The organism is Alteromonas sp. R7 (assembly GCF_055755235.1).
The window spans coordinates 258,222-285,142 of the sequence record NZ_JBVTQX010000006.1 but is presented as its reverse complement, the minus strand read 5'-3'; the positions used below and the strand labels follow the sequence as shown (position 1 = coordinate 285,142).

Here is a 26,921-nt window from a genome sequence, read left to right as displayed (position 1 = left end):
ATTGATCGCGTAACTTGATGATCTTTATGTGCTTTGATCGGTTACCCACAGATCTTGATGATCCTAATAAAAGTAAAAATAAACAGATCTAAAAGAGATCTTAAGATCTTATAATTCGATCACACCTTTTCAAAAACAGGTTTTGAGGAAAATTTAATCATTTTCTTTATCCAATAAGTCAGATAAAATACGCGCCCTTTTTTCAGCAGTCTCTGCGTAAGAAAAATTAGTTTTTAATCGGCTTATCGTAAGTTAATAGTGAGGTTTAACCATGTTTTATGCTGAAGCATTTGATGTCATCGTTGTAGGTGGTGGACATGCAGGTACAGAAGCGGCACTTGCAGCTGCTCGCATGGGTGCAAATACGCTGTTGCTCACTCACAATATTGAGACGATAGGCCAGATGTCGTGTAACCCTGCAATTGGTGGGATCGGTAAAGGCCATCTTGTAAAAGAGATCGATGCGTTAGGTGGTGCAATGGCACTGGCTATCGACAAAGGTGGTATTCAGTTTAGAACATTGAATTCTTCTAAAGGCCCAGCGGTTCGTGCAACGCGTGCGCAAGCGGACCGTACGCTTTACAAAAACGCTATTCGCGACATTGTTGAAAATCAAGAAAACCTAACCTTGTTTCAACAAAGTGTTGATGATCTGATTGTTGAAAACGATCAGGTATGCGGTGTTGTTACGCAAATGGGCTTGAAGTTTAAAGCTAAGTCAGTGGTACTGACAGTGGGTACTTTCCTTGGCGGAACCATACACATTGGCTTGGAAAACTATCGCGGCGGTCGTGCCGGCGATCCACCGTCTATCGCACTTGCAGATAGACTACGTGCCCTTCCGTTTCGTGTTGACCGTTTAAAAACTGGGACACCAGCAAGACTTGATGCTCGCTCGTTAGATTTTTCTGTAATGCAGCCTCAACCTGGTGACAATCCTACGCCGGTATTTTCGTTCATGGGTGATAGAACCATGCACCCTACACAGATCCCGTGCTATATCACCCACACTAACGAAAAAACCCACGATATCATTCGCGGGGGATTAGATCGCTCACCCATGTTTACTGGGGTTATCGAAGGTATCGGACCGCGCTATTGCCCAAGCATCGAAGATAAGATCACTCGTTTTGCAGACAAGACATCGCATCAAATTTTCGTTGAGCCTGAAGGTTTAAACAGCATTGAAGTTTATCCAAATGGTATTTCAACCAGTTTGCCATTTGACGTACAGATGAACCTTGTCCGCTCGATCAAAGGTTTTGAAAATGCGCACATTGTTCGCCCGGGTTATGCGATTGAATATGATTTCTTTGATCCACGCGATCTGAAACAAACACTGGAAACGAAGTTTATTCGAGGTTTGTTCTTTGCTGGCCAAATTAACGGTACCACTGGCTATGAAGAAGCGGGTGCGCAAGGGTTAGTAGCAGGCGCAAACGCAGCGCTACAAGTTCAAGAAAAAGACCCGATGATTTTACGCCGCGATCAAGCATACATGGGCGTACTTATCGACGACTTAGCTACCATGGGTACGAAAGAACCGTACCGCATGTTCACTAGCCGTGCAGAATACAGACTTCTGCTTCGTGAAGACAATGCCGATAGCCGCTTAACCGCGATGGGCCGAGAGATTGGTCTTGTTGATGATGCGCGCTGGGCGAAATTTAACGACAAGATGGAAGCGGTAGAAAGTGAGCTACAGCGTTTACGCGGTCAGTGGATCCACCCTGATCACGCGGCAACGCCGGAACTCAATACCATGCTGAAAAATCCTGTGAGTCGTGAACATTCTCTTGAAGAGCTGATCCGTCGACCTGAAATGACTTACGGTCAGTTAATGGAAATTGAAAGTGTTGGCCCAGGTCTTGAAGATCCGATTGCTGCAGAGCAAGTGGAAATTCAAATTAAGTACGCCGGCTACATTGCCCGTCAAATGGATGAAATCGCGAAAACGCAGCGACACGAAAACACCCTGTTGCCGGTTGATATGGACTTCAGCAAGATTTCCGGCTTGTCTAACGAGGTTGTTGCCAAGTTAACCGAAGCCAGACCGGAAACTATCGGTAAAGCATCGCGTATTTCGGGCATTACCCCGGCGGCCATCTCTTTACTGCTGGTTTACCTTAAAAAACACGGCATGTTGCGCAAGCAAGAGAAAATCAGTGCGTAAAACACGCGCTTAACTCAACACATTACTCGCAGCGCTTAGTTTTTCCTATTTATTGGCGTATTATGATAATCATAATTGCCTAAACTAGAAAAACTCGGCGCTTTTCACACTGTCCCATTGCACCAATTTACATTCGTTGTGCGGCTTTGATTAATTTATGTGCACTTCTTCAAGTGCAGTTGTATCGAGCATGAAGAGCTGCATTAAGAAACGGCTGTAAATGAGCGGCAAATTACGATTCGCCACGCGTGTTTATGGTATGGACTGTGTAGAGCAAAAAACATTAACGCGAACAGACAGATTTTTCGATGACGATACAGCAAGAATTGCACACCATTTTGGTGTCTGGACTCGATGCCCTTTCACTAGATTTAAGTGATAAGCAACAGCAGCAGTTAGTTGACTATGTGCTGCTTATGGACAAATGGAATAAGGCGTACAATCTGACTTCTGTGCGCGATCCTAAGCAAATGATGGTGAAACACATTCTAGATTCGCTGGCGATTGTGCCCTTTCTTGATGGTAACAATATCATTGATGTTGGAACGGGCCCTGGCCTTCCAGGTATGCCGTTGGCAATCGCGTTTCCAGATAAATCATTCACATTGCTTGACTCATTGGGCAAGCGTGTACGGTTTATGACCCAATGTGTGCACACGCTTGGATTAACTAACGTAACTCCTGTGCAAAGCCGCGTTGAAGAGCACAATGGCGATACGCCTTACGATATTGTGCTAAGCCGAGCTTTCGCTTCGCTAAAAGATATGTTGCACTGGTGTCAGCATCTGGTAGATTCAGAAGGTCAATTTTTGGCGCTTAAAGGTCAGTTTCCACAAGATGAGATAGACGAAGTGAGTGATCACTTCCATGTGAGCAAAACGGAAAACCTCACTGTGCCAAATTTGGTAGGCGAACGACATCTGGTTTGGCTAAAAAAGAAATAGCCGAAAAATAGAAATAGACGAGAACAGGATCTAACGTGGCTAAGGTAATCGCGATCGCGAATCAAAAAGGTGGTGTTGGAAAGACAACCACTGCAGTTAACGTGGCAGCGTCAATGGCAGCAACCAAGCGTAAGGTGTTGCTCATTGATCTCGATCCACAAGGTAATGCGACCATGGGAAGCGGCGTTGATAAATACGACGTTGAATCTACGGCATTTGAATTGTTGATTGAAGAAAAGCCAATAAACGATGTTATCGTTAAAGCGACAAGCGGCAAGTATGACCTCATCGCGGCGAACGGTGACGTAACCGCGGCAGAAATCAAGCTGATGGAAATGTTTGCCCGTGAAGTAAGGCTTCGCAACGCGCTGAAGCCCGTTATGGATTACTACGATTTTGTCTTTATCGACTGCCCGCCTTCGCTAAACCAGTTAACGGTGAACGCCTTGGCGGCTGCCGATTCGGTAATGGTGCCTATGCAGTGTGAATATTACGCACTAGAAGGCCTCACTGCCCTTATGGATACCATTCAAAAATTGGCATCCGTAGTGAATCCAGAATTGAAGATTGAAGGCGTATTGCGTACTATGTACGACCCGCGCAATCGCCTTGCTAACGACGTTTCAGAACAGTTGAAGCGCCATTTTGGTGAACAGGTTTATCGCACGGTTATTCCGCGCAATGTTCGTCTAGCTGAAGCACCAAGCTTCGGTACGCCAGCGATGTACTATGATAAATCATCGACAGGCGCTAAAGCCTACTTGGCACTGGCGGGTGAAATACTGCGTCGTAGGGACAAAACAACGCCTGCACAGGCAAAAGCAAGTTAAACGACAATAAGCTGAACACTATCAGCACATGCCATAGAGGACACTATGTCAGCACGTAAAAGAGGCCTTGGCCGCGGTTTAGATGCGCTACTCGCAACCAGCCAATCATCTGCTCAAAAAGAACAAGATGCCGCCGAGGTAAATTCAACCAACGGTGAGTTAAGCAAGCTCCCTATTGAATACTTAGTGCCGGGCAAGTATCAGCCTCGTAAAGACATGTCACCTGAGGCATTAGAAGAATTGGCATCGTCCATTCGTGCGCAAGGTATTATTCAGCCTATCGTAGTGAGAAAAGTCGACGAGCACCGCTATGAAATCATTGCCGGTGAACGTCGCTGGCGAGCTTCACAACTGGCACAGCTAGACGAAGTGCCTTGTTTGGTTAAGAACGTGCCTGATGAAGCGGCAGTGGCCATTGCGCTTATCGAAAATATCCAGCGTGAAGATTTAAATGCCATGGAAGAGGCGCAAGCCCTCGACCGTTTAATGAATGAGTTCGCGCTTACCCATCAAGAAGTTGCTGAAGCGGTGGGCAAATCACGCACCACAGTGACAAATTTGCTTCGTCTGAATAATTTGAACGACGACGTGAAACTGTTAGTCGAGCATGGCGATATTGAAATGGGTCATGCTAGAGCGCTGTTAGCACTAGAAGGTGATACCCAGTCGGAAACTGCGCAAGTAGTATCGGGCAAAGGCCTTACCGTGCGCGATACAGAAAAGCTTGTGAAAAAGCTTTTGGAGCCAGCTAAACCTAAGCCTGAGAAGAAAGTTGATCCTGATGTGCAAAACCTTATGACACGACTTTCAGAAAATTTAGGCACTCCTGTGAGTATTGACCACAATGCGAAAGGCAAAGGCAAGCTGACAATTAGCTTTAGCGACCTTGAACAATTAGATGGGATTATCTCTAAAATTCAATAGCTTAAAATAAAATTAGTAGAGAAACCCCCTTTGCCTACCCGCAATTGATACGCTGTTCGGTGCAAACGCCGGACACTCTCCTTTCCGGTTATAGCAATAGAAAATTTTCAGAATAACTTTCAAAAAGCGTTGTACTGTTGAAAATTGTCGGTAAAACAGTATACTTCTGACGCTTTTTGTAAGACGTGAACAAGCTGCGAGTAAAAGTGACGAACAAGTTAGCAAAACGCGGGTTAGACCTCGCCAAGAAAGGGCTACTTTTTCAGGCTGTCACGGCCCTAGTCGTTACCGCTTTCGCAGGCGCCGCAGGAGGAAGTCATTCCGCCATGTCGGCAGCGGCAGGCGCTTTAATCAGCATTCTGCCGAACAGTGTTTTTATGGCTTTCGCGTTTCGTTACGCAGGTGCCAGTAAAAACGACCTTGTTGCACGGAGTTTTAGCCAAGGCTCAAAATTGAAGCTGGCACTGACAATCATTTTATTTGTAATTGCTTTTAAAGGCTTAAACGCCGCGCCATTAGAGATTTTCATGGCATTTGTGATTACAACCGCTAGCCACGGGCTAGCCATGTTTCATTACGGTACGAAAGAATAAAGACAGCGCGAGGCGTTGCGATAACGAAAACAACGTATTCGACTGATTGAGACAAAAGAACCAGTCACCAAATTTTTACACTTTACAACTTGGGTTAAACAATGGCATCTGAATACACTACCTCAGAATACATCAAGCACCACTTGACCAATGCCACCATGTGCTCAACTGACAACGGAATTGCTTTTAACAAAGCGTGTTCTGACGCCGGTTTTTGGGCATGGCATGTTGATACACTGGCATGGTCTATCGGTCTTGGTCTTCTTTTCCTAATCATCTTTAGAAGCGTTGCTTCAAAAGCGACAACCGGCGTACCTGGCAAAATGCAGGCGTTTGTTGAGCTAGTTGTTGAGTTTGTTGACGACAACGTTAAAAGCACCTTCCACGGTAAGAGCGCACTTATCGCGCCATTAGCGCTAACTATCTTTGTATGGGTATTGCTAATGAACCTTATGGATTTGGTGCCAGTTGACCTAATTCCATGGGTGTCTGGTCTTATCGGCCAAGCGGCTTTTGGCATGGATCCACACGACGTTTACAATAAGGCAGTTCCAACCACTGACCTTAACTTGACGTTCGCACTGGCTTCAGGCGTGTTTATTCTTATTCTTTTCTACTCAATCAAGATGAAAGGCATCGGTGGTTTTGCGAAAGAACTTACTATGCAGCCTTTCGGTCACCCTATCTTTATTCCGGTGAACTTTATTCTTGAAACGGTTACTTTGCTTGCGCGTCCGCTTTCACTAGCACTGCGTTTGTTCGGTAACTTGTATGCCAGTGAGCTAATCTTCATTTTGATTGCTACAATTGGTTATTTCCAGCTTCCACTGCACTTCATGTGGGCTGTGTTCCATATTCTGGTACTTCCGCTTCAAGCGTTTATTTTCATGATGCTTACCATCGTGTACTTAAGCCTGGCGTGTGAAGACCACTAAGCATTAACGGGTGTCGGTTTTGATTTTTAATCGACACCGTTTTTACAGAGTTTGACTTTTAAACATTAACTTTAAATTTAACTTAAATCGGAGACGTAAATGTTATACATCGCTGTTGCACTACTGATTGGTCTTGGTGCCCTAGGTACCGCTATTGGTTTCGGTCTACTAGGTGGTAAATTCCTTGAATCTGCTGCTCGTCAACCTGAACTAGCACCTCAACTACAAGTTAAGATGTTCATCGTAGCGGGTCTTATCGACGCCATCGCGATGATCGGTGTTGGTATCGCTCTATACCTATTGTTCGCTGTTGGTGCCTAATTCTACTAAACACTTTTTTAGCGAACTTTAAGAGGAGGGGCGATTGTGAATTTTAACGCCACTTTTATTGGTCAATTAATCGCCTTCGCTGTGTTTGTGGTGTTCTGCATGAAATATGTATGGCCTCCACTAATGGCAGCGATTGAAGAACGTCAGAAGAAAATTGCCGATGGGCTTGAAGCTTCTGAGCGTGCAGAGAAAGACCTAGAGCTTGCTCAAGCGAAAGCTACTGAGCAATTGAAAGATGCGAAAGCGCAAGCAGCTGAAATTATCGAGCAGGCTAAAAAGCGTGCCAACCAATTGGTTGACGAAGAAACGCAAAAAGGCCATGCGGAACGCGAAAAGATTATCGCTTCTGGTTATGCCGAGATTGAAGCTGAACGCAATCGTGCCAAAGAAGATTTGCGCAAGCAGGTTTCTGCACTTGCAGTAGCTGGCGCACAGCAAATCTTACAACGTGAAATCGATGCAAACGCACAAAACGACATTGTTGAAAAACTTGTCGCTGAGCTTTAATAGGGAGATGAGCCATGTCTGAATTGACAACCGTTGCTCGTCCTTATGCTAAAGCTGCTTTCGATTTTGCTGTCGAGAAAGACGCCGTTGCAAAATGGCAAGAAATGCTCGCCTTTGCAGGCGCTGTAGCAGCGAACGATGACATGCACCAGCTTTTGTCTGGTGCGGTTGCCGCTGACACGCTTGCCGACATTTTTAACAATGTTTGTGGTGAGCAACTCGACGAACACGGCCAAAACCTGGTTAAGGTTTTGGCTGAGAATAAACGTTTAGCCGCGTTGCCTGAAATTTCTACTTTGTTTGATGCATTTAAAGCAGATTACGACAAAGAAATAGAAGTGGACGTAACCTCAGCATCTACGCTGACTGATGCGCAACAAAATGAGTTGGTTGCATCTTTGGAAAAACGTTTGGCACGTAAAGTGAAGCTTAATTGTAACGTGGACCCTGCCCTGATCGCTGGAATGGTAATTAATGCCGGCGATACAGTTATTGATGGTTCCGTAAAGTCGAAATTGAACCGTCTAGCAGACGCGTTGCAAGCATAACGGGGATAAGAGCATGCAACTTAATTCCACTGAAATTGCTGAACTGATCAAGAAAAGAATTGAACAGTTCAATGTAAGCAGTGAAGCACGTAATGAAGGTACTATCGTCGCAGTAACTGACGGTATTATCCGCATTCATGGCCTTGCAGATGTAATGCAAGGTGAAATGATCGAGCTTCCTGGAAGCCGTTACGCAATTGCACTAAACCTTGAGCGAGACTCTGTAGGTGCAGTTGTTATGGGTCCTTATGCGGACCTTAAAGAAGGCGATAAAGTACAATCTACTGGTCGTATTCTTGAAGTACCAGTAGGTAACGCACTACTAGGTCGTGTTGTAAACACACTAGGTGAGCCTATCGATGGTAAAGGCGCAATCGACGCTGCTGGTTTCGAACCAGTTGAAAAAATTGCACCTGGCGTAATCGAGCGTCAATCGGTAGACCAGCCAGTACAAACTGGTTATAAGTCAGTTGACGCCATGATCCCAGTAGGTCGTGGTCAGCGTGAGCTTATCATCGGTGACCGTCAGTGTGGTAAAACAGCAATGGCTGTTGACGCTATCATCAACCAAAAAGGTACAGGCATTAAGTGTGTGTACGTAGCGGTTGGTCAGAAAGCATCTACTATCGCTAACGTAGTACGTAAACTAGAAGAGCACGGTGCACTTGACCACACTATCGTGGTTGCAGCATCTGCATCTGAGTCTGCTGCGCTTCAATACCTAGCGCCTTACTCTGGTTGTACTATGGGTGAATTCTTCCGTGACCGCGGTGAAGACGCGCTAATCGTATATGATGATTTGTCTAAGCAAGCTGTTGCTTACCGTCAAATCTCACTACTACTTAAGCGTCCACCAGGCCGTGAAGCTTACCCAGGTGACGTATTCTACCTTCACTCACGTCTACTAGAACGTGCTGCACGTGTAAACGAACAATACGTTGAGCGTTACACAAACGGCGAAGTGAAAGGTAAGACAGGTTCATTGACTGCGCTTCCAATTATCGAAACGCAAGCTGGTGACGTATCTGCATTCGTACCAACTAACGTAATCTCAATTACCGACGGTCAGATCTTCCTAGAAACTGACTTGTTTAACGCAGGTATCCGTCCAGCGGTTAACGCTGGTATCTCGGTATCTCGTGTTGGTGGTGCTGCACAGACTAAAATCATCAAGAAGTTGGGTGGCGGTATCCGTCTAGCCCTAGCTCAGTATCGTGAACTTGCGGCGTTCTCGCAGTTTGCTTCTGACCTTGATGATGCAACTCGTGAGCAACTTGAGCACGGTGAGCGCGTAACTGAGCTAATGAAGCAGAAGCAGTACGCACCACTTTCAATTGCTGATATGGGTGTATCTCTGTTCGCGGTAGAAAAAGGTTTCCTTAAGGGTATCGAGCTTAACAAAATCCTAGATTTTGAAGCCGCTCTTCACTCTTACATGAACAGCGAACACGCTGACCTTATGAAGACTATCAACGAATCAGGTAACTACAACGACGAGATTGCCTCTAAGTTGAACGACGCTTTAACAAACTTTAAAGCGACACAAACTTGGTAATCAATGGTGCTGGTGTTTAACCACCAGCGCAATTCGTTGAGTAATCGGAGAGATAGTCATGGCCAGCGGTAAAGAAATAAAAGGTAAGATTGGGAGTATCAAAAATACTCAGAAGATTACCAGTGCGATGGAAATGGTTGCTGCGTCTAAAATGAAAAAGGCGCAGGAACGCATGGCTTCTGGCCGTCCATATGCACAAAATATGCTTAAAGTGATTGGTCACATTGCAAACGGTAACCTTGAATATCGCCATCCTTATTTGGAAGAGCGTGAAGTCAAGCGCGTCGGTTACATTGTGATTTCCACTGACCGAGGCTTATGTGGTGGCTTGAACACCAATGAATTTAAGCTCGTCACTCAAGACGTCAAAAAATGGCGTGAACAGGGTGTAGAAGTGGATTTCGCTGCATTAGGTTCTAAGGCGTGCAGTTTCTTCAACCGCTTTGGTGGCAAGTTGCTTGCTGCTGAATCTGGTTTAGGTGACAAGCCGTCTGTGAGCGATGTAGTGGGTGTTGTACGCGTTATGCTTAAAGCGTACGACGAAGGACAAATTGACCGAGTATTCTTGGTATTCAATGACTTCGTTAACACCATGACACAGAAACCTGTGATCAATCAGTTATTGCCTTTGCCAAAGTCAGAAGACGAAGAATATCAACATCGTTGGGACTACATCTACGAGCCAGATCCAAAAGAAATTTTGGAAGCACTAATGGTTCGTTACATTGAGTCTCAGGTGTATCAGGGTGTTGTAGAAAACGCGGCGTCAGAACAAGCTGCGCGAATGGTTGCCATGAAGGCAGCAACCGACAACGCCGGTAACCTCATTGATGAGTTACAACTGGTATATAACAAAGCGCGTCAGGCTGCAATCACACAAGAAATCAGTGAGATTGTGAGCGGTGCCGCAGCGGTGTAGGCAAAGGTTTAAAAGAGATAACGAGGACAAATTATGAGTCAAGGTAAGGTCGTCCAAATCATTGGCGCCGTTGTGGATATTGAATTTCCACAAGATGCGGTACCAAGAGTTTATGACGCACTACGAGTTACCGAAGGTGACTTGTCAGGTCTAACCCTGGAAGTGCAACAGCAATTAGGTGGTGGTGTTGTTCGTGGCATCGCACTAGGTACTACTGACGGACTAAAACGTGGTCTTGCAGTAGAAAATACCGGTAACCCAATCATGGTTCCAGTTGGTACGAAGACACTTGGTCGTATCATGGACGTATTGGGTAACCCAATCGACGAAGCAGGTCCAATTGGTGAAGAAGAGCGTATGTCTATTCACCGTGAAGCGCCTAGCTACGAAGATCAGTCTAGCTCGGTAGAACTACTAGAAACTGGTATCAAAGTAATCGACTTGGTTTGCCCATTCGCTAAGGGTGGTAAAGTTGGTCTATTCGGTGGTGCGGGTGTAGGTAAAACCGTAAACATGATGGAACTTATCCGTAACATCGCAATCGAGCACAGCGGTTTCTCAGTATTCGCGGGTGTTGGTGAGCGTACGCGTGAGGGTAACGACTTCTATCACGAAATGAACGAATCAAACGTACTTGATAAAGTATCGCTTGTATACGGTCAGATGAACGAGCCACCGGGTAACCGTCTACGTGTTGCACTTACCGGTCTAACAATGGCTGAGAAGTTCCGTGACGAAGGCCGTGACGTTCTATTCTTCGTAGATAACATCTATCGTTATACCCTAGCAGGTACTGAAGTATCAGCACTTCTAGGTCGTATGCCATCTGCGGTAGGTTACCAGCCTACTCTTGCAGAAGAGATGGGTGTACTTCAGGAACGTATTACGTCAACGAAGACAGGTTCAATCACTTCAATCCAAGCGGTATACGTACCTGCGGATGACTTGACTGACCCATCTCCAGCGACAACCTTTGCTCACTTGGATGCAACGGTAGTACTTTCTCGTGATATCGCGTCTCTTGGTATCTACCCTGCGGTAGACCCACTAGATTCAACGTCTCGTCAGCTAGACCCGCTAGTAATTGGTCAAGAGCACTATGACGTAGCACGTGGCGTACAGACTGTTCTTCAGCGCTATAAAGAGCTGAAAGACATCATCGCGATCCTAGGTATGGACGAACTATCTGAAGAAGACAAGCAAGTGGTATCACGTGCTCGTAAGATTCAGCGTTTCCTATCTCAGCCGTTCTTCGTAGCAGAAGTATTTACTGGTGCACCTGGTAAATATGTATCGCTAAAAGACACAATCAGTGGCTTTAAAGGCATCCTAGACGGTGAGTACGATCACCTTCCAGAGCAAGCCTTCTACATGGTTGGTTCTATCGAAGAAGCGCTAGAGAAAGCCAAGAAAGCATAATGACAGGGCTAGCAGTTGCTAGCCTAGCATCATGCTAACGTACCTAATCAGGAGGTTCACATGGCAATGACAGTACATTTGGACGTAGTAAGCGCGGAGAAAGCGATTTTCTCAGGTCGCGTTGAAGCGATTCAGGTGACAGGTAGCGAAGGTGAGCTGGGTATTCACCCAGGGCACGCGCCACTTATCTCTGCTATTAAACCTGGTATGGTGCGTTTGGTTAAACAGCACGGTGAAGAAGAAGTAATCTATGTTGCTGGTGGTGTACTAGAAGTACAACCTGGCAATGTTACCGTACTGGCTGATACCGCGGTTCGAGCTGAAGATCTTGACGAGCAGGCAGCAGAAGAAGCCAAACGACGTGCAGAAGAGCACATCGCCAACCCAGGCGCTGACTTTAACTACGCTGAAGCAGCTCACGAGCTTGCAGAAGCTATTGCTCAACTTCGTCTTATTCAGAAGTTACGCAAATAAAAAGCACAGCTTTGAAAAAACCCGCCAAATGGCGGGTTTTTTATTGCCGAACGAAAAGTGGTCGTTCACATTCTCTTACGTTTATTTTTATTGCTATCGCACTACACAAAGCTTATCGTTAGAGCGTTTTAACCGATTTAAATTAAAACGTAATCGGCGCTAATTCTAGTGCCACCTTTGCCTGTAACGAATTATAGAAATGAAGCTTAACCCGTATTCCAACATGCACAAAGGTGCCTCTATTGGATTTTTTCCTCTGCTAACAACACTGATTTTACTTTCAGTGCATTATTTTACGGGTGCGTTAGATTGGCCTGAAGTGGGAAATGTACGTGCACAGCGGGATTTCAACTCTGCTATTGGTATGTCGCTTATTACAGGATACTTTTGGTTTGCGCTTCGTTTAATGCATCAAAACGTGGCTAGCACCCTTATTTCTTTGCTTGTAAAAACAAATCAGCTTAGTCAGTTTTCGGCGCATAGGCGAGAACTCGCCATTGAATTTAGACACCATATTTTCAATGCAATCATCATTTCTATTATGATCACGATTGTGTACTGCATATTCGAAGGATTGATCACGGTAAAACAAGAAATACACGTTTTATTCTTAACGGCCACAGCCGTCCCCTTTTGGTTCTTGGCCATTTTATTTTTGTTTCAGATCTCCTCCAACATTAAGTACCTAACTTCTAAAGTTTTGCCCCAAGCCGGTGGAAATATTGACCGACTTAAGTCCATCATGACGATTTTAAAATTAGGAACAACCAACAGCATATTTGCGATGGGGGCACTGGCCATTTTTCCTATCTTTTGGTTGAAAAAAGACATTCCTTCCATTGATGTACTAGTAGTCACGTTCTTCACGGGGATAGTGAGCGTTTATCTATTTTGGCCGGTAATAAAGCTTAAAAGTATGCTTGAGAAAGAGCAGAAAGCTGCTGTACTGCACCTAGAGGAAAACATAGAAGACGGTATTAAACGATGTGCAAAGCACGAAGAATTCTCTACAGCTGCGTCAATTGAGCAACTAGAAAGCGAAAAAGAACGAGTCTTAAAAATGGGGGCGCGGGTTTTTGCCCCAAGAGATAAGGCTAGAGTGGCTGCGTGTATTGCGTTAATACCGATTTCTTGGGTTCTGTTGTTCATTGTTGAATGGTTAATTCAACTCCCTCGCTATCATTAGTCTATTCGGGTCTGTTGTTCTTAGCCTTATCTTTTCGCAGCGGTCTATGTGGTATCTAGACAAGGCTCGCTTAATCCCTTCTCGCACCCTAACAGCTATTAATAATTGTCGTATTCACATTGCGTTGGTATGGTAAATCTTCTTAGGTCATAGAGATATCATTGTGCGAATATACGGCGACACGCGTTCAGGAAACTGTTACAAACTCCAACTGCTTCTTTCTTTGTTAGGTAAAACCTGCGAATGGATTGATGTGGACATTATGAAAGGAGAAACACGCGCTCCTTCTTTCCTAGAAAAGACCCCAAATGGGAAAATTCCGTTGCTTGAATTAGACGACGGCAGGGTGTTGTCAGAATCCAATGCCATCATGCACTATCTAGCATCTAACACTCCTTTAATCCCCTCTTCTCCCTATAGTTTTTCGCAACTTTTACAGTGGCAGTTTTTCGAACAATACAGTCACGAGCCTTATATCGCCGTTGCTCGTTACATCAATGTTTATTTAGGGCTACCCGAGGACAGGAAAGCGGAGTACGAATCTAAACAAGCGGGTGGATATCGCGCACTAGCTGTCATGGAGCATCAACTTAAAACTACGCCGTTTTTGCTAGGTGACATGTTAACTCTTGCGGATATTTCATTGTTTGCGTATACCCACGTTGCCCACGAGGGCGGGTTTGACCTTTCCGCCTATCCTGCCATTCGAAATTGGATAAGTTTAGTCAAAGATCAAAAGGGCTTCATTCCCATGAACGCGTAATGTGCGCTAAACGAAGTTCTACGCTACAAATGCCTTCTATGTGACATAGGGCCTTGCCACTTATCTTGTAAGGCTGTCTGTGCTCTGTAAAGCCCATAAACGTCGATTTGATCTAAGCACTGTAGTGCATAAGCTGTTGCTTCTAGCGTAGAAAGTGCATTGCTTAATGTCGTATGACGAATAGCATAGTTAGAAGTGGGTGCAGAAATGAAGTGAAACGCTGGTAACTTTGTTAACCATGGGTTCTGTTTAACTAGACCAAATGCTTGTTTCCAACTTCCATCTATTAGAATTAGCGTTGTGATCTCAGAACGTGCAACGGCATCGACATTTTCTATCGGTGTACTGCATTCACTTGGGTAAACAAGCACTGAATGTCGACGTGAGCAGTGTTCGGATAGGGATTGCATAGCGACGACATCATTAGCAAGTATGATTCGCGTCGAAGGAATACACAATGAAACTAAGCGCGCCGTATTCTTGGCGTGAAGTGCTTCTTTTTCGTGTTGAATTATCACAATCTCTAACGATGTATCTACTGTGTTAATGTGAGAGCAAATACAGGTTTTTTGAGGATATCCACAGTGTTCACAATAAAGGCGCATAACTGAATTTCTTTATTCTCTTTTGAACGTTTATCGCACTTATTAACTAAGTAACTTAATAGATAGGATAATATACAACATGCCGAATGAAGCAGTACAATCTCGAGTAGAGAAAACGCTTTCTTTAGTGCCTGAGGGGCAGGTAATAAGTTACGCCTTGCTCGCTGACCTGTGTGGATTACCCGGCAGAGCTAGAATGATGGGAAAGTGTTTAAGAGAGATAAATGCTGACTGCCACTGGCATCGCGTACTACGTGCTGACGGTAAAATTGCTTTTCCTGCTGGCTCTGATAAAGCGGATGAGCAGCGAGAGCGATTAGCAGAGGAAGGTGTGGTCGTTAAAAACTACCGAGTGAATATGACGAAGTTTGGTTGGAAGCCAGATTTACACACTATACTAGTAGAGTTAGAGTACTGAGCTTTCACTTTTTATACGAAAGCAGTTAGCAAATATATGGCGATTAATATAGTGCAGTGCATATAAGATGATAAAAAAGATTACTATTGATCAGTTAGTGCCAGGCATGTTTGTTCATCAAATTTTAGAGCAAAAAGGTGCGTTGAGGGTTACGAGCCAAGGCCGCGTTACGTCTGATGACGTGGTTAAAACACTTAGAAAGCGAGGTGTGAAAACCCTCGCCATTGATACAGATAAGGCGTTTAACGTTGAGCAACCTAGTTCATCGGCTACTGTGGAAAAGCACCAAAACTCGTCTTCTAATCAACCGGTAAAATCAAAAAAGATATCACTCGAAAATGAGCTGGTAAGAGCCGCAAAGCTTCACGAGCAAGGAAAGGCAATTCAAAAGTTGTTACTTGCCAATGTACAAAAAGAGACGCCTTTTGATGCGAGTATTCCCAAAGCATTTTCAAACAAGTTGGTAGAGTCGGTAGATAGAAACCCCGATGCGTTACTTTGTCTGACTAAAATTCGAGAAAAAGACGACTATTTACTAGAGCATTCTCTGAACGTTGCTATTTTACTCGCCAATTTTGGCAAGTATTTAGGGATGTCTGAAGAAGAGGTGCAAGACCTTTCCTATGCTGGCTTTCTACACGACTTGGGCAAAATCAAAATTCCAGATGAAATTCTTCATAAGCCAGGCCGCCTTACGGACAGCGAAATGGAGATCATGAAAGGTCATGTAAAGCACGGGGTCGACTATTTAAAAAGTACGGAAATTGCGCAGCCACTGATTCAAGCGATTAGTGAGCATCATGAGCGATTGGACGGGTTAGGCTACCCTGCTGGGACCAAAGGTGAGGATATTAGTCAAGCAGGCCGAATGCTTGCCATTGCCGATATGTACGATGCACTCACCGCGGACCGGGTGTATAAGGCCGGTATGTCTAGCCAAAAGGCATTCTCTATTTTGATGAGTGATGCGCCAACGCGTCTTGACCAGTCGCTCGTTCAACAGTTTATAAAGTGTCTGGGCGTATACCCCGTAGGGAGCCTAGTTCTATTATCAAATGATAAATTAGCGATGGTGCTTGAACAGAGAGACTCCCCGCTTACGCCACTCGTAAAGGTTTTTTATTCGGTTCGCAGTAACCACTATCTAACGCCGAAAGATGTTGACCTATCATCGGATAAAACAATCAGTATCAACAAAGCCGTCATAGCGTCTGACTATAAGATTGATGTGAACGCATTTTTTGAGCGTTCAGTTTCAATAGGCTAAAACGTTACTTTTTAGCAACACAGTGTAGTATTTACACTGTGTACCAACGCATTTTTTCTTCTTTATTCCAACGTTCATTTAGCTAACGTTCAGGTTTGATGTCCTACAATCCTCTAAACATGAAGTGCTGTAGTGCCTTTGAGTGCTGATTTTTAGAAAAAGTTAAGCAGGAAGCGAACTCGTGGCGCTCAGATACTCGTTGTTGCTTATATACAGAATATTTGCCAGTGGAACGCTTATTGCTATCACTGTAGTTGTTTAATGCAAAACTAACACTGAGCTTATTGAGAGTGGCAATGGATAAATGCAACTCATCAATATTGAGCTTTTAATTGAAATAAGAGGAAGTTATGAAAAAGACTCTTGCTGTAAGTTTGATTGCTGCGTCACTAACGGTAGCAGGTTGCGCAACTGATCCGAATAATACGCAAAAAGGTGCCGCTATTGGTGCGGTAGTAGGCGCATTGCTGGGTAAAGCGACAGGTGATAACGACAAAAGTCGTTATGCGTGGGGCGCTGCGGTAGGTGCAATCGCAGGTGGTGCGATAGGTAACTACATGGACAAACAGGAAGAAGAGCTTCGAAATGAGCTTTCTGATACTGGCGTTCAAGTTGTGCGAGAAGGCGATAATCTGCGATTGATCATGCCGGGCGACATTACCTTTGCTACTGACAGTTCTAGCATCAGCCCTAACTTCAATCCGGTTCTTCAAGACGTTGCCAAAGTCGTAAACAATTACGAAAAAACCGTTCTTATGATCAAAGGTCATACGGATGACACTGGCTCTGAGCAGTACAACCAGTCTTTATCTGAGCGTCGCGCAGGAGCGGTTAAGAATTTACTTATTAACTATTCCGTTAACCCGACGCGTATCACGACGGTAGGTATGGGCGAATACGCACCTAAAGTACCTAACAATAGTGCAGCAAACCGCTCGATGAACCGTCGAGTAGAGATGGAAATTCAACCACTCACACAGTCTAATACCTAAAGGTAGTTAAGACCCAAAGAGAAACAAAGGCCACGTTACGTCGGGGCTTTTTTTATTGCATGGTTTTAATTTGATTAGCAACGCTATCTGCAAGCGCGTTGGGGATAGGGATCGTTAAATGGTATTGGGTGACTTTCCACTTTGCTCCCTCTTTTATTAAGACACCCGTGCCTCGTGTTTCTCCCAGGCTTTCATTATCGAGCAGTTCATCGAACCAGGCTACATCGTGATTAGGGGAAAAATAGATATGCCTGTCTCGCGGGTGGTATGTCCATCCTCTGCCCTTGTCAAAGTGAGGTTTGGCATACGCCTTAAACGCTTCTTTGGTCCATACCTCAGATGCGTCGGTGCCAATAAAGATCGCGCTGTCGTGATACAAACCAAAATACTGCTCAAAGTCTGCAATAGACGCATTGTGATGTAGAGCATTAAGTGTCTGATTCACTGCGTCGCGGTCGTTGTTCGCAACGGCCGTCGTCGCAACAGCAAGCATGACCAGACCTAACAATAGATATTTCATAGTGACTCCGTTTTTCTTCTAGTATTTCTTATTATGCTGTTGAACGCATCATTAGTATATTCGAAGCAAATAATTGCCACTGTTTACTGCAATGTTATAGCATTGGGTTAATCGTTTAACTATCGATGCTGTGAGTGGCTAAAACTACCGCTAAATTCTGAACGAAGTTGTGTTGATAGCAAATATTTCCTCCTTGATGTAATGGCTAAAATGTCTTCTAGTATTCAACGAAACCGTATTCGAAGCATCGATATGATGCGTGGCTTGGTCATGCTCATTATGCTTATCGATCACGTGCGAGAGCGCTTTTTTCTGCATTTGCAGGTATCTGATCCTATGGATATCGATACTACGTCACCTTCTCTATTTTTCACACGGTTAGCCGCCCATTACTGCGCACCCACATTCGTGTTTTTAACGGGGCTGTCTGCATGGCTCTATGCCAATCCAATGGACTCAGCGAATAAGGCTAAACCGACACGTAATGTCAGAGAGTTCTTAATTAAGCGTGGATTGTTTATTTTGTTCTTAGAGGTCACATTTATTACGTTTAGCTGGGGGGCGAGTTTCCAAACGCTTTATCTTCAGGTGATGTGGGCCATAGGTATCAGCATGATTGCTCTGGCTGTATTGAGTTATCTTCCAAGAACTCTGTTGCTCATTTTAGGCCTCTTAATTGTCTTTGGACATAATGCACTAACGCCAATTAGCTATGTTCCACATGAAACAGGCTATACGCTTTGGACAATGCTGCACGATAGAGGATATATACTTCAGTCAGCCGCCCTAAACATTAAAGTGAGTTATCCCGTGCTTCCTTGGATAGGGGTAATACTGCTCGGTTATGCATGTGGGCCTCTTTACAGTCAACAGCTTGATAAAGCGCGACGCGGTCGGTGGTTGCTTGGTTTATTTGCAGTGTCGCTCAGCCTATTTTTCCTACTTCGCGGTTTAAATATTTATGGTGAGACCTTGCCTTGGGAGCTACAACAAAGTGCCATCACTACGTTGATGTCATTACTTAATTTGACTAAGTACCCCCCGTCTTTAGCATTTTTGCTCTTTACGCTGGCCGGCATGTTTCTATTGTTGTTTGCTTTCGAGCGCGTTAAGGATAAGCAGTTTGCGTTTCTCGACACCTTTGGCTCGGTCCCGATGTTTTTCTACATCCTGCATTTGTACGTATTGCTGGTGATGTACGGTATTGCATTCTTTATTTGGGGGGCGAATAAAGGAAAATACGTGGGCGTAGACCATATTTATCAAATATGGTTAATAGCTGCTGGCCTTAGTTTAGTGCTTTATTTCCCTGTTAAATGGTTTAGCGCCTATAAATCAAAGCACCACGCCCCTTGGCTTAAATACTTGTAAGACAGGCCTTCGCGTCTATTGTGGGTCGTATCATCATTAAGGTGGATAGCAAAGTGCGCTATTGGGAGCGAAAGGCGCTTAATTGAAAGTTTTAATTAAGAGTTTAGATGAAAGTCGGTTTTCGACTTACCAGCTTGGCTTCATCCTTCATGTTTTACCGTAGATTCCCGAACAACCAAGGAAGGTTCGAAATACAGCTGAACGTTATTAGCCTGACCATATACTTTATTAAGAATGTACTTGGCTGACATTTCAGCCATTTCCGCAATTGGGTTACTGACCGTGGTAAGACGAGGAAAAACATGGTGGGCAAATACCACGTCATCGAAACCAACCACAGACAAGTCGTGGGGAAGGCTCATGCCTAAATCTCTCGCGCAGCTTATCGCACCCGATGCCATCCAATCGTTGGCGCACACTAAAGCCGTGAAAGGAACATCGCGCGCCATGAGCTCTAACAAGCCAATCTTCCCGTCTTCTTCAGAATAGTCGCCGTTAAATATCAACTGTGGGTTTATGGGCAACCCTGCTTCCGACAAGGCGCGTTTATGTCCTTCCAAGCGCAAGCTCGCGTCACACTTGTCAGTCGGTCCAGAAATATATGCAATGTCTTTATGGCCTAGCTCGAGTAAGTGGCGGGTAGCCAGATATCCGCCCTTTTCATTATCGAGGCTAGTGCATGCCTCAGGTAGCCCCTCCACTTGTCTGTTAACCAAAGCAACGGGAAGTTTCGACTGGTTTAACTCCAATAAATACTCATCGGATAATGCTTCTGCATGCATGATGAGTGCATCGCAGTTACGGCTAATAAGAAACTCTACCGCATCTTTCTCTGTTTCTAGGCAATTCCGTCCTACCGAAATAATGACATGTTTATCTGCGGCGCGCAGCGTTGACTCTACAGCTTGCATCAGATCGCCAAAAAACGGGGCGTTGAGTTCAGGTACAAGTACCCCGACGCTGTCAGTGCGGTTATTTGCCAATGAACGAGCGACAGAGTTTGGACGGTAATTTAGCTCTTTAACCGCTTTCTCTACGCGTTCTTTCAGTACTTTGTTTACCGAAGCCTTACCATTTAATACGCGGGATACCGTAGATAAAGAAACACCTGCACGCTCGGCAACTTGATAAATGGTGGGCACGTGATAAGACCTCGTTCTCTAAAACAATCACTCTAACTGACTGTATTATGCCGATATCGGCGGTTGTTCGCTACGTCGAGAGAGTAAAGCTTGTGTAACTTCTTTTTGTTTTTCGTCATTTAATGGGTACAGACAGATTAACGCTGCGCCAGCAAAGCCAAATAGCGCCGGTATCCAACTCATTAAAGACTTCATACCTGGAAGCGTTTGATCAATTGTATTGATATCAAGACCGTTATAGCCATAGCTTCCCAATACTAGCAAGACGAGCGCCCCTGCAAAGCCTCCCCCTGTTTTTTGAACAAAAGAGCCTGCAGAGTAGACGAGTCCGGTGGCTCTTCGACCTGTCTTATATTCGCTGTAGTCTGCCGAGTCTCCTAGCATAGAGAAAAATAAGGTAGGCAATATGGCGGCAAAAAACTCTGCACTGCAACCTAGAATGAATATGGCGCTCACGCTTTTCTGAGGAACAAAATAAATGCCAGAGGTCAATACGCTACTTGCTAACAGCGCGATAATAAAGAGCTTCTTGCGACCAAACATAGCGGCTAATTTGGACGTTGCTAATGCGCCGAAAATCGACACTACCAGCAGTGAAATGAAAAAGTAGCCTGTGAGTAGCTCATTGCCCATGTAATATTTGAAATAGTAGGCAATAACGCCATATTTGATGCCATTAAACATCATGGTTAGAAAACCCATTCCTAACAGAATTAGCCAGGGTTTATTGGAAAGCAGGTCGATAATATCCTGCTGAGAACGGGTGTTTTCGGCATCCGGTCGGCGAGTTAACCGTTTAATTGCAATAGTAGTAAGCGCTATAACAGTAATGAAGATTGCCCCAGTTACAACGTCTCGATAATAAAAGAAGGCGGTTATTGCTGAAAGAGGAACTAGAATTAACGGTAGTTGCTTTCCCAAGTCGATGAGTTCAGATGTTAGTGAACGAGGAGCGGGCGCTACTTGGGTACCTGTCTCTGTTTTTGGAGAGTCCAGTTTAGTGTCTTGAGGCTTTGAAACCTGCTGCAACGTAACGCGCTCTTTCGTGGTAAAAACTGTTACACACATTAATATGACAAGCAACGTGGCAAACAACCACATGGTATATTGATACCCTACAGCAGTGTTCCCTTGGCCTAGCAAGTCCACCAGCATAGGCAAACAACCCATAACAAGCAGTCCACCAAAGAATGCCCCAGCAAAACGAAAGCCAGACAAACTTGTACGCTCTCTATCATCACTGGTCATCACGCCCATTAGCGCTGAGTACGGTACATTATTAACCGTATACGCTAAGGTTAGTCCGATGTAGGTCAGGTAAGCGTAAATGAGTTTGCCTGAATACGAGAGATCAGGTGTGGTAAAGCAAAGGACCATGAAAAGGCCAAGAAAAGGAGTGGAGCCTAATATCCAAGGGCGAAACTTTCCCATCTTAGTCTGGGTTCTGTCAGCAATCATTCCCATGATAATATCGGTCACACCGTCAGAAAGACGAACGACAAGAAATAGCATCGCAGCTGCAGCGGCTGTAATACCGAACGTATCGGTATAAAATACCGCCAAATATGCTAGTGCGCCCCGCCAAACTAAATTGGCCGCAGCGTCGCCCATGCCATAACCCACTTTTTCTTTTAATGTCAGCTTATGGTTCATTGCTATTTCCACTGTTGTTATGTTCGACTTGCTATGAGCGCTTTATAAGCATTGGCGCTAAGTTTAAGCGTACGCTTTTGCGTTTCAAAATCCACATAAACTAGCCCAAATCGCTTTTCATATCCTTCCGCCCACTCGAAGTTATCAAGGAGGCTCCATGCGAAGTAACCACTCACTTCCACTCCATCAATCACTGCGTTGTGTACCATGTTTAAATGGGCATTGTAGTAATTAACCCGATCCACATCATTAACAAGACCATCTTTGAGTTCGTCTGCCATTGCTGCACCATTTTCAGTTATAAAAATGGGAGGGAGCGTATATCGTTCGTTTAATGAAGTAAGTAAATCATAAAGCGCTTTTGGATAGATTTCCCAACCAATATCGGTCAATGGACCTTGATGAGGATGCTCGAAATACAATGCGCCTTTCTCTTTGGGCGCAGAATAGTGTAATCGCGTGTAGAAATTTACCCCTAAGAAATCGATGGGCTGACAGATTGTCTCCATATCACCAGCTTCAACTGGTGGTCTATCCGCTTCGTCTATATCAAATAACACTTCGGGGTAGCTTCCCTCCATTACAGGCTGCATATACCATTGGTTGATATAGTCATCTGCTTTGCGGGTGGCTAAGAGGTCTTCTTTCTTTTGTGTGGCGGGGTAGCATGGCGTAAAATTCAATACTATACCGGCTTCGCTATTTGGAACATTTTTTCTAAGCACCTTCATCCCAAGGCCGTGTGCTAGCAAAATGTGATGAGCCGCAGTTCTTCCGTATTTTCTACCCGTTCTGCCCGGGGCGTGTACGCCTATTTCATACCCTAAATAAGCACTGCAAAAAGGTTCATTGAACGTTGCATACGAAAAAACGGACTCGCCTAACGCCTGCGTTATTTTGTCAACATAGTCTTCAAATGCAAAAGCAGTTTGTCGGTAAAGCCACCCACCTTTATCTTCCAGGTGCTGCGGGAGATCCCAGTGATAAAGGGTAACAAATGGCTTAATGCCTTTTTCATTTAACGCATCAACTAGCGTTTTATAAAAGGCAACGCCTTTTGGATTTAGCTCACCTTCTTGAGTGATAACGCGCGGCCAAGAAATAGAGAAACGGTAAGCGTCTACGTTTAAGTCTAACAAAATGTCGAAATCTTCTCTCCAGCGAGCAATATGATCACAGGCGACATCGCCATTGGAGTGATCAGCGATGGCTGAAGGCCGTTCACAAAATCTATCCCAAATACATTCGAGACGGTTGTCGACATCCCCTTCTATCTGAAAACTTGACGTGGCAGTTCCATAAAGAAACGAATTTTTGAGTAAGGGACTGCCTGCGGGAAGCGAAATGCTGTTCATATGTCGATAACCTTTTTCTTACTGCACAAATTCTAAACGGATGCTGGCAGTACAATGAATCTGAAATAACAAAGCGGTTTATAGCACAAATAAAAAACAATTAGAAAGCGCTTTCTCATATTTATGTCATTTTTACGTTAATGGAATTAAGTGACTGATAATATTTATATGACTAATACCGGAATCTAATAGAGCTTTGGTTTTCTTGTAAACTATTGAATGTGTTGGTTTTATATTTTTTTATGAGGAGTTTGGTGTTCTCCTATATAGTTGTTACCTGTGAATTAATTGTAAAAAATGTGTTGATCTTAAACTTTTGTTGAATTAATGTTCGGAAAGCGCTTTCTTATGTCTGGGTGTTCTAGTTTCTCTTTGGGAAAGCCCTTTCTGGAGGCGCGTAAGGTTCACAACACACATAAAAGCCACTATTAAAGAGAGATAGACCGTGACACAAACAACACCAAATAAAAGCAAGATCGCAGCAAGTTTGTCATTGATACTCGGGACCGCTTTGAGTAGCGGCGTGATGTCATCTGCGACGGCGCAAGAAACAGAAAAAGACATAGAAGTTATTCAGGTATCAGGTATACGAAGTAGTGTTCAAGAGTCGATGGGTATCAAGCGTGACTCTGCTGGTGTTGTTGATGCCATCTCAGCAGAAGATATTGGTAAATTTCCTGATACTAACTTAGCAGAGTCACTACAGCGTATTACTGGTATTTCGATTAGTCGGAATAATGGTGAAGGAAGCCAAGTCACAGCGCGTGGTTTTGGACCTGACTTTAATATGGTAACGCTGAATGGACGTACGATGCCTGGTTCTGCGTTACCTGGTGGTGGCGGAGCAGCAAATTCTCGCGCCTTCGATTTTTCTGACCTTGCTTCTGAAAGTGTTAGAGCGGTTGAAGTGTACAAAACAGGTAGAGCGAGTATTGCAACTGGGGGGATTGGGGCTACGGTAAATATACGAACAGCACGTCCATTTCAAGCATCTGACAATGGCATTACCGCAAGTGTAGGCGCAAAAGCACTGCATGATACGACTAACCGTGTAGGTGATGATGTTACGCCTGAAGTATCTGGCTTCATCAATTACCTCAATGATGACAATACCTTTGGCGTTACGTTTACCGGTTCATTCCAACAGCGTGACAGTGCTGCACAAGGTGCGTTTGTGAACGAGTGGCGCGTAAATCCATTTGATGGCACGGTGCCCCAATCACCTGATCCAGCGAACCCAGATAGCGGTGACCCAATTGTGCTGAACAACGCACCAGCCATGGGACAGCTTTTCGCCATTCCCTCAGATTTACGTTATTACATGGCAGACCGAGAGCGTGAAAGAACGAATGCACAGCTAACGTTCCAGTTTGCTCCTTCAGAAAAAATGACGGCCACGCTTGATTACACCTATTCAAAGCAAGACTTATACGAAGCTCGAGCCGAGCAATCGATATGGATGGATGATAGGTACTTCACCGAACTAACCTTTGATGATGAAACGGTAAAAACGCCGGTATTAATCACTCAAGAACGCCGAGATTTGCTACCTCGTGATCTAGGTTTGGCACTTCAAGAACTAAACCAAGTCAACGAAAACAAGTCAATCGGTTTAAATCTTGAGTACTTCGTAAATGACGAGCTAACTCTAGTCTTCGACCTTCATAATTCGACGGCAGAAGGACGCCCAGATGCGCCCTATGGAACGTGGACAAATCTTGGTTTAGGCGCAAACGTAGTTAAAGGGCAAGGTGTCGATTTCAGAGGCGACTTCCCTATTATGTTCGTCGATTTTGACGATGAAGCTCGTGATAATCTTAACGGTAATGGCGTGCTTGACCAAGATGATGTAGGTACATCGATATTGGACATGAATTTCTCGTCGCAAGACACCGAGATTACTCAAGCTCGTCTTGATGGCTCTTACGTTATGGATACCGGAAGTATTAACTTTGGTATTGAGTCACGCTCAATGGAGAGCACATCGCTCCAATCTCTAACCCGCCACACCATGGGCAACTGGGGAATTGAGAACCCGGGTGAGCTTCCTGCTGGTTCTTTAACACCGCTGGATTTGGCGAGTGAGTTTAGCGATTTCAATACTGAGGGGATGTTCTCTCAGGGCTTTACCGGTAGTGTTGCGCAAATTGGTGCATTCGCTGCTCAAGAATACGGTTTTGATTTTCTTGCCAACAACCCGTTTGCAACTAACCGTACTATTGAAGAAGACATAACTGCGGTTTATTTCGAATTGGATTTATCTGGCGAGTTAAACGGCATGGAGTACAACCTGTTGGCAGGTGTACGCTACGAAAATACCGATGTAACTTCAATTGCAAATATAAGTTTACCTAGCGGCATTGCGTGGGAAGGTAATAATGACTTCAACGTCCGTTTTGGAAGCGATATGGAAGATGTTGAAGTTGAATCAAGTTACGACCATGTACTTCCTGCATTAGATTTCGATATCGAAGTTGTTGAAAACATGATTGCGCGATTCTCTTACAGTAAGACAATAGCGCGACCCACGTACAACAACTTGAGCGCCGCTGCGACAGTATCGCCTCAAAGCGGACCGACAATTCTTACTGACAGCATTACCGCCACCGCGAGTTCAGGTAACCCATCGCTGATACCATTAGAATCAGACAACCTTGATCTTTCATTCGAATATTATTTCGATGAGACAAGCTATGTGTCGGTTGGTTTTTACGATAAGCGTGTTAAGAACTTTATCGGTAATGAACAAGTTGAAGAAAATATCTTTGGGTTGAGAGACGTTACCAATGGACCGCGTGCAGAGGCGGCTCGCGCTGAATTAGAGGCGCGTGGTATTCCAATTAATGACACGTCATTGTTTAACATGGTTGCTGCGATGGAAAACGGTATCGAGTATGACTCGTTGACTGACGAGCAGTTTGAGCAGCAATTCGATGTGCTGCCCAATAGCGAAGATCCGTTGATTACCTTCATTAACTCTAAACCTGTTAACAATAAAGCGGCGAATATTTACGGTTTCGAACTTGCTGCGCAACACTTCTTTGGTGATAGCGGCTTCGGGGTACTGGCTAACTACACCACAGTGCAAGGTGATATTGGTTTTGATAATGACGCAAATCCATCGATAACTCAGTTTGCCCTTGTGGGACTAAGTGACACAGCAAACCTCATCTTGATGTATGAGAAAGATGCTTTGCAAGCGCGTATTGCCTACAACTGGCGTGATAAGTTCCTTGATACAACCTCTCAGTACATTAATGAGCCGGGCTATACCGAAGACTATTCACAAATAGACTTCAATATTTCTTACGACATCACTGAAGATCTTACGGTGTCATTTGAAGGGATAAACATCACAGATGAAAATATCCGTAGACACGGCAGAACAAGTGCTATGTTGTGGAAATTAGATGAGCTTGGCGCTCGCTATGCACTGGGAGTTCGCTACAAGTTTTAACGATTGGGGTGTGTTTACCCGCTAAAGTGCTTAGGGTTGCG

At 44.6% G+C, this 26,921-nt stretch carries 25 protein-coding genes; 20 read left to right on the top strand and 5 right to left on the bottom strand.

What is annotated here, in order from left to right; all coding sequences use genetic code 11:
• The first annotated feature begins 271 nt into the window (after positions 1 to 271).
• The 15 genes from mnmG to AC0J2X_RS12065 all read left to right on the top strand — a co-directional run bounded on the left by mnmG (position 272) and on the right by AC0J2X_RS12065 (position 14,100).
• Positions 272 to 2,173, top strand: coding sequence for a tRNA uridine-5-carboxymethylaminomethyl(34) synthesis enzyme MnmG (gene mnmG, locus AC0J2X_RS12135; protein ID WP_039228881.1), 1,902 nt, complete (start codon positions 272 to 274; stop codon positions 2,171 to 2,173).
• 308 nt (positions 2,174 to 2,481) lie between these two features.
• A complete protein-coding gene (rsmG, locus tag AC0J2X_RS12130; RefSeq protein WP_014951456.1) occupies positions 2,482 to 3,117 on the top strand; it encodes a 16S rRNA (guanine(527)-N(7))-methyltransferase RsmG in 636 nt (211 codons plus the stop codon).
• Between the two features lie 35 nt (positions 3,118 to 3,152).
• The gene (locus tag AC0J2X_RS12125; RefSeq protein WP_014951455.1) at positions 3,153 to 3,947 is read left to right on the top strand and encodes a ParA family protein; all 795 of its coding nucleotides are present in this window, start codon (positions 3,153 to 3,155) and stop codon (positions 3,945 to 3,947) included.
• Between the two features lie 45 nt (positions 3,948 to 3,992).
• Positions 3,993 to 4,871, top strand: coding sequence for a ParB/RepB/Spo0J family partition protein (locus AC0J2X_RS12120; RefSeq protein ID WP_014951454.1), 879 nt, complete (start codon positions 3,993 to 3,995; stop codon positions 4,869 to 4,871).
• 206 nt (positions 4,872 to 5,077) lie between these two features.
• Positions 5,078 to 5,464 carry an ATP synthase subunit I gene (locus tag AC0J2X_RS12115; protein WP_014977839.1) on the top strand — a complete coding sequence of 129 codons (387 nt, stop codon included), beginning with the start codon at positions 5,078 to 5,080 and terminating at the stop codon, positions 5,462 to 5,464.
• Between the two features lie 101 nt (positions 5,465 to 5,565).
• A complete protein-coding gene (gene atpB, locus AC0J2X_RS12110; RefSeq protein ID WP_012520223.1) occupies positions 5,566 to 6,399 on the top strand; it encodes a F0F1 ATP synthase subunit A in 834 nt (277 codons plus the stop codon).
• 99 nt (positions 6,400 to 6,498) lie between these two features.
• Positions 6,499 to 6,720, top strand: a complete 222-nt coding sequence (gene atpE / locus AC0J2X_RS12105) for a F0F1 ATP synthase subunit C (protein ID WP_012520222.1) — start codon at positions 6,499 to 6,501, stop codon at positions 6,718 to 6,720.
• 45 nt (positions 6,721 to 6,765) lie between these two features.
• Positions 6,766 to 7,236: a F0F1 ATP synthase subunit B gene (atpF, locus tag AC0J2X_RS12100; protein WP_014951452.1), complete on the top strand. Its 471-nt coding sequence runs from the start codon at positions 6,766 to 6,768 to the stop codon at positions 7,234 to 7,236.
• 14 nt (positions 7,237 to 7,250) lie between these two features.
• On the top strand, positions 7,251 to 7,784 hold the full coding sequence (gene atpH, locus AC0J2X_RS12095) for a F0F1 ATP synthase subunit delta (RefSeq protein WP_014951451.1): 534 nt from the start codon (positions 7,251 to 7,253) through the stop codon (positions 7,782 to 7,784).
• A gap of 13 nt (positions 7,785 to 7,797) precedes the next feature.
• On the top strand, positions 7,798 to 9,339 hold the full coding sequence (atpA, locus tag AC0J2X_RS12090) for a F0F1 ATP synthase subunit alpha (protein WP_014951450.1): 1,542 nt from the start codon (positions 7,798 to 7,800) through the stop codon (positions 9,337 to 9,339).
• Positions 9,340 to 9,397: 58 nt separating this feature from the next.
• Complete coding sequence (gene atpG, locus AC0J2X_RS12085) at positions 9,398 to 10,258, top strand: F0F1 ATP synthase subunit gamma (protein WP_012520217.1); 861 nt, start codon at positions 9,398 to 9,400, stop codon at positions 10,256 to 10,258.
• Positions 10,259 to 10,291: 33 nt separating this feature from the next.
• Complete coding sequence (gene atpD, locus AC0J2X_RS12080) at positions 10,292 to 11,677, top strand: F0F1 ATP synthase subunit beta (protein WP_014951449.1); 1,386 nt, start codon at positions 10,292 to 10,294, stop codon at positions 11,675 to 11,677.
• Positions 11,678 to 11,737: 60 nt separating this feature from the next.
• Positions 11,738 to 12,151: a F0F1 ATP synthase subunit epsilon gene (locus AC0J2X_RS12075; RefSeq protein WP_014951448.1), complete on the top strand. Its 414-nt coding sequence runs from the start codon at positions 11,738 to 11,740 to the stop codon at positions 12,149 to 12,151.
• A 199-nt stretch (positions 12,152 to 12,350) separates the two neighbouring features.
• Positions 12,351 to 13,337, top strand: coding sequence for a hypothetical protein (locus AC0J2X_RS12070; RefSeq protein WP_039228875.1), 987 nt, complete (start codon positions 12,351 to 12,353; stop codon positions 13,335 to 13,337).
• A gap of 163 nt (positions 13,338 to 13,500) precedes the next feature.
• Positions 13,501 to 14,100 (top strand): glutathione S-transferase family protein, encoded by a 600-nt coding sequence (locus AC0J2X_RS12065; protein WP_239238881.1) that lies wholly within the window; start codon positions 13,501 to 13,503, stop codon positions 14,098 to 14,100.
• 23 nt (positions 14,101 to 14,123) lie between these two features.
• Here the strand turns inward: AC0J2X_RS12065 and AC0J2X_RS12060 are convergent, their stop codons facing one another.
• Complete coding sequence (locus AC0J2X_RS12060) at positions 14,124 to 14,705, bottom strand: tRNA-uridine aminocarboxypropyltransferase (RefSeq protein WP_278711888.1); 582 nt, start codon at positions 14,703 to 14,705, stop codon at positions 14,124 to 14,126.
• Positions 14,706 to 14,784: 79 nt separating this feature from the next.
• On the opposite strand from AC0J2X_RS12060, the gene AC0J2X_RS12055 reads away from it, so the two are divergent.
• From AC0J2X_RS12055 to AC0J2X_RS12045, 3 genes are all read left to right on the top strand, one after another.
• Entirely contained in the window at positions 14,785 to 15,123 is a 339-nt protein-coding gene (locus AC0J2X_RS12055; protein ID WP_014951444.1) for an MGMT family protein, read from the top strand.
• A gap of 67 nt (positions 15,124 to 15,190) precedes the next feature.
• The gene (locus AC0J2X_RS12050; protein ID WP_101566496.1) at positions 15,191 to 16,390 is read left to right on the top strand and encodes an HD-GYP domain-containing protein; all 1,200 of its coding nucleotides are present in this window, start codon (positions 15,191 to 15,193) and stop codon (positions 16,388 to 16,390) included.
• Positions 16,391 to 16,740: 350 nt separating this feature from the next.
• Positions 16,741 to 17,382: a YiaD family glycine zipper/OmpA-like lipoprotein gene (locus tag AC0J2X_RS12045; RefSeq protein WP_014951442.1), complete on the top strand. Its 642-nt coding sequence runs from the start codon at positions 16,741 to 16,743 to the stop codon at positions 17,380 to 17,382.
• Positions 17,383 to 17,434: 52 nt separating this feature from the next.
• On the opposite strand, the gene AC0J2X_RS12040 is transcribed toward AC0J2X_RS12045, so the two are convergent.
• Complete coding sequence (locus AC0J2X_RS12040) at positions 17,435 to 17,902, bottom strand: nuclear transport factor 2 family protein (RefSeq protein ID WP_014977834.1); 468 nt, start codon at positions 17,900 to 17,902, stop codon at positions 17,435 to 17,437.
• A gap of 201 nt (positions 17,903 to 18,103) precedes the next feature.
• On the opposite strand from AC0J2X_RS12040, the gene AC0J2X_RS12035 reads away from it, so the two are divergent.
• Entirely contained in the window at positions 18,104 to 19,273 is a 1,170-nt protein-coding gene (locus AC0J2X_RS12035) for an acetyltransferase domain-containing protein (protein WP_278711889.1), read from the top strand.
• Positions 19,274 to 19,413: 140 nt separating this feature from the next.
• Here the strand turns inward: AC0J2X_RS12035 and AC0J2X_RS12030 are convergent, their stop codons facing one another.
• Genes AC0J2X_RS12030 through AC0J2X_RS12020 form a run of 3 tightly spaced genes read right to left on the bottom strand, consistent with a single transcriptional unit; the run spans position 19,414 to position 23,423 of the window.
• Positions 19,414 to 20,415, bottom strand: a complete 1,002-nt coding sequence (locus AC0J2X_RS12030; protein WP_014977832.1) for a LacI family DNA-binding transcriptional regulator — start codon at positions 20,413 to 20,415, stop codon at positions 19,414 to 19,416.
• 45 nt (positions 20,416 to 20,460) lie between these two features.
• The gene (locus tag AC0J2X_RS12025; protein ID WP_069945250.1) at positions 20,461 to 22,068 is read right to left on the bottom strand and encodes an MFS transporter; all 1,608 of its coding nucleotides are present in this window, start codon (positions 22,066 to 22,068) and stop codon (positions 20,461 to 20,463) included.
• Positions 22,069 to 22,085: 17 nt separating this feature from the next.
• Complete coding sequence (locus AC0J2X_RS12020) at positions 22,086 to 23,423, bottom strand: GH1 family beta-glucosidase (protein WP_069945249.1); 1,338 nt, start codon at positions 23,421 to 23,423, stop codon at positions 22,086 to 22,088.
• Positions 23,424 to 23,949: 526 nt separating this feature from the next.
• Between AC0J2X_RS12020 and AC0J2X_RS12015 the strand changes: the two genes are divergently transcribed.
• Positions 23,950 to 26,880 carry a TonB-dependent receptor gene (locus AC0J2X_RS12015; protein WP_240491629.1) on the top strand — a complete coding sequence of 977 codons (2,931 nt, stop codon included), beginning with the start codon at positions 23,950 to 23,952 and terminating at the stop codon, positions 26,878 to 26,880.
• Positions 26,881 to 26,921 lie beyond the last annotated feature (41 nt).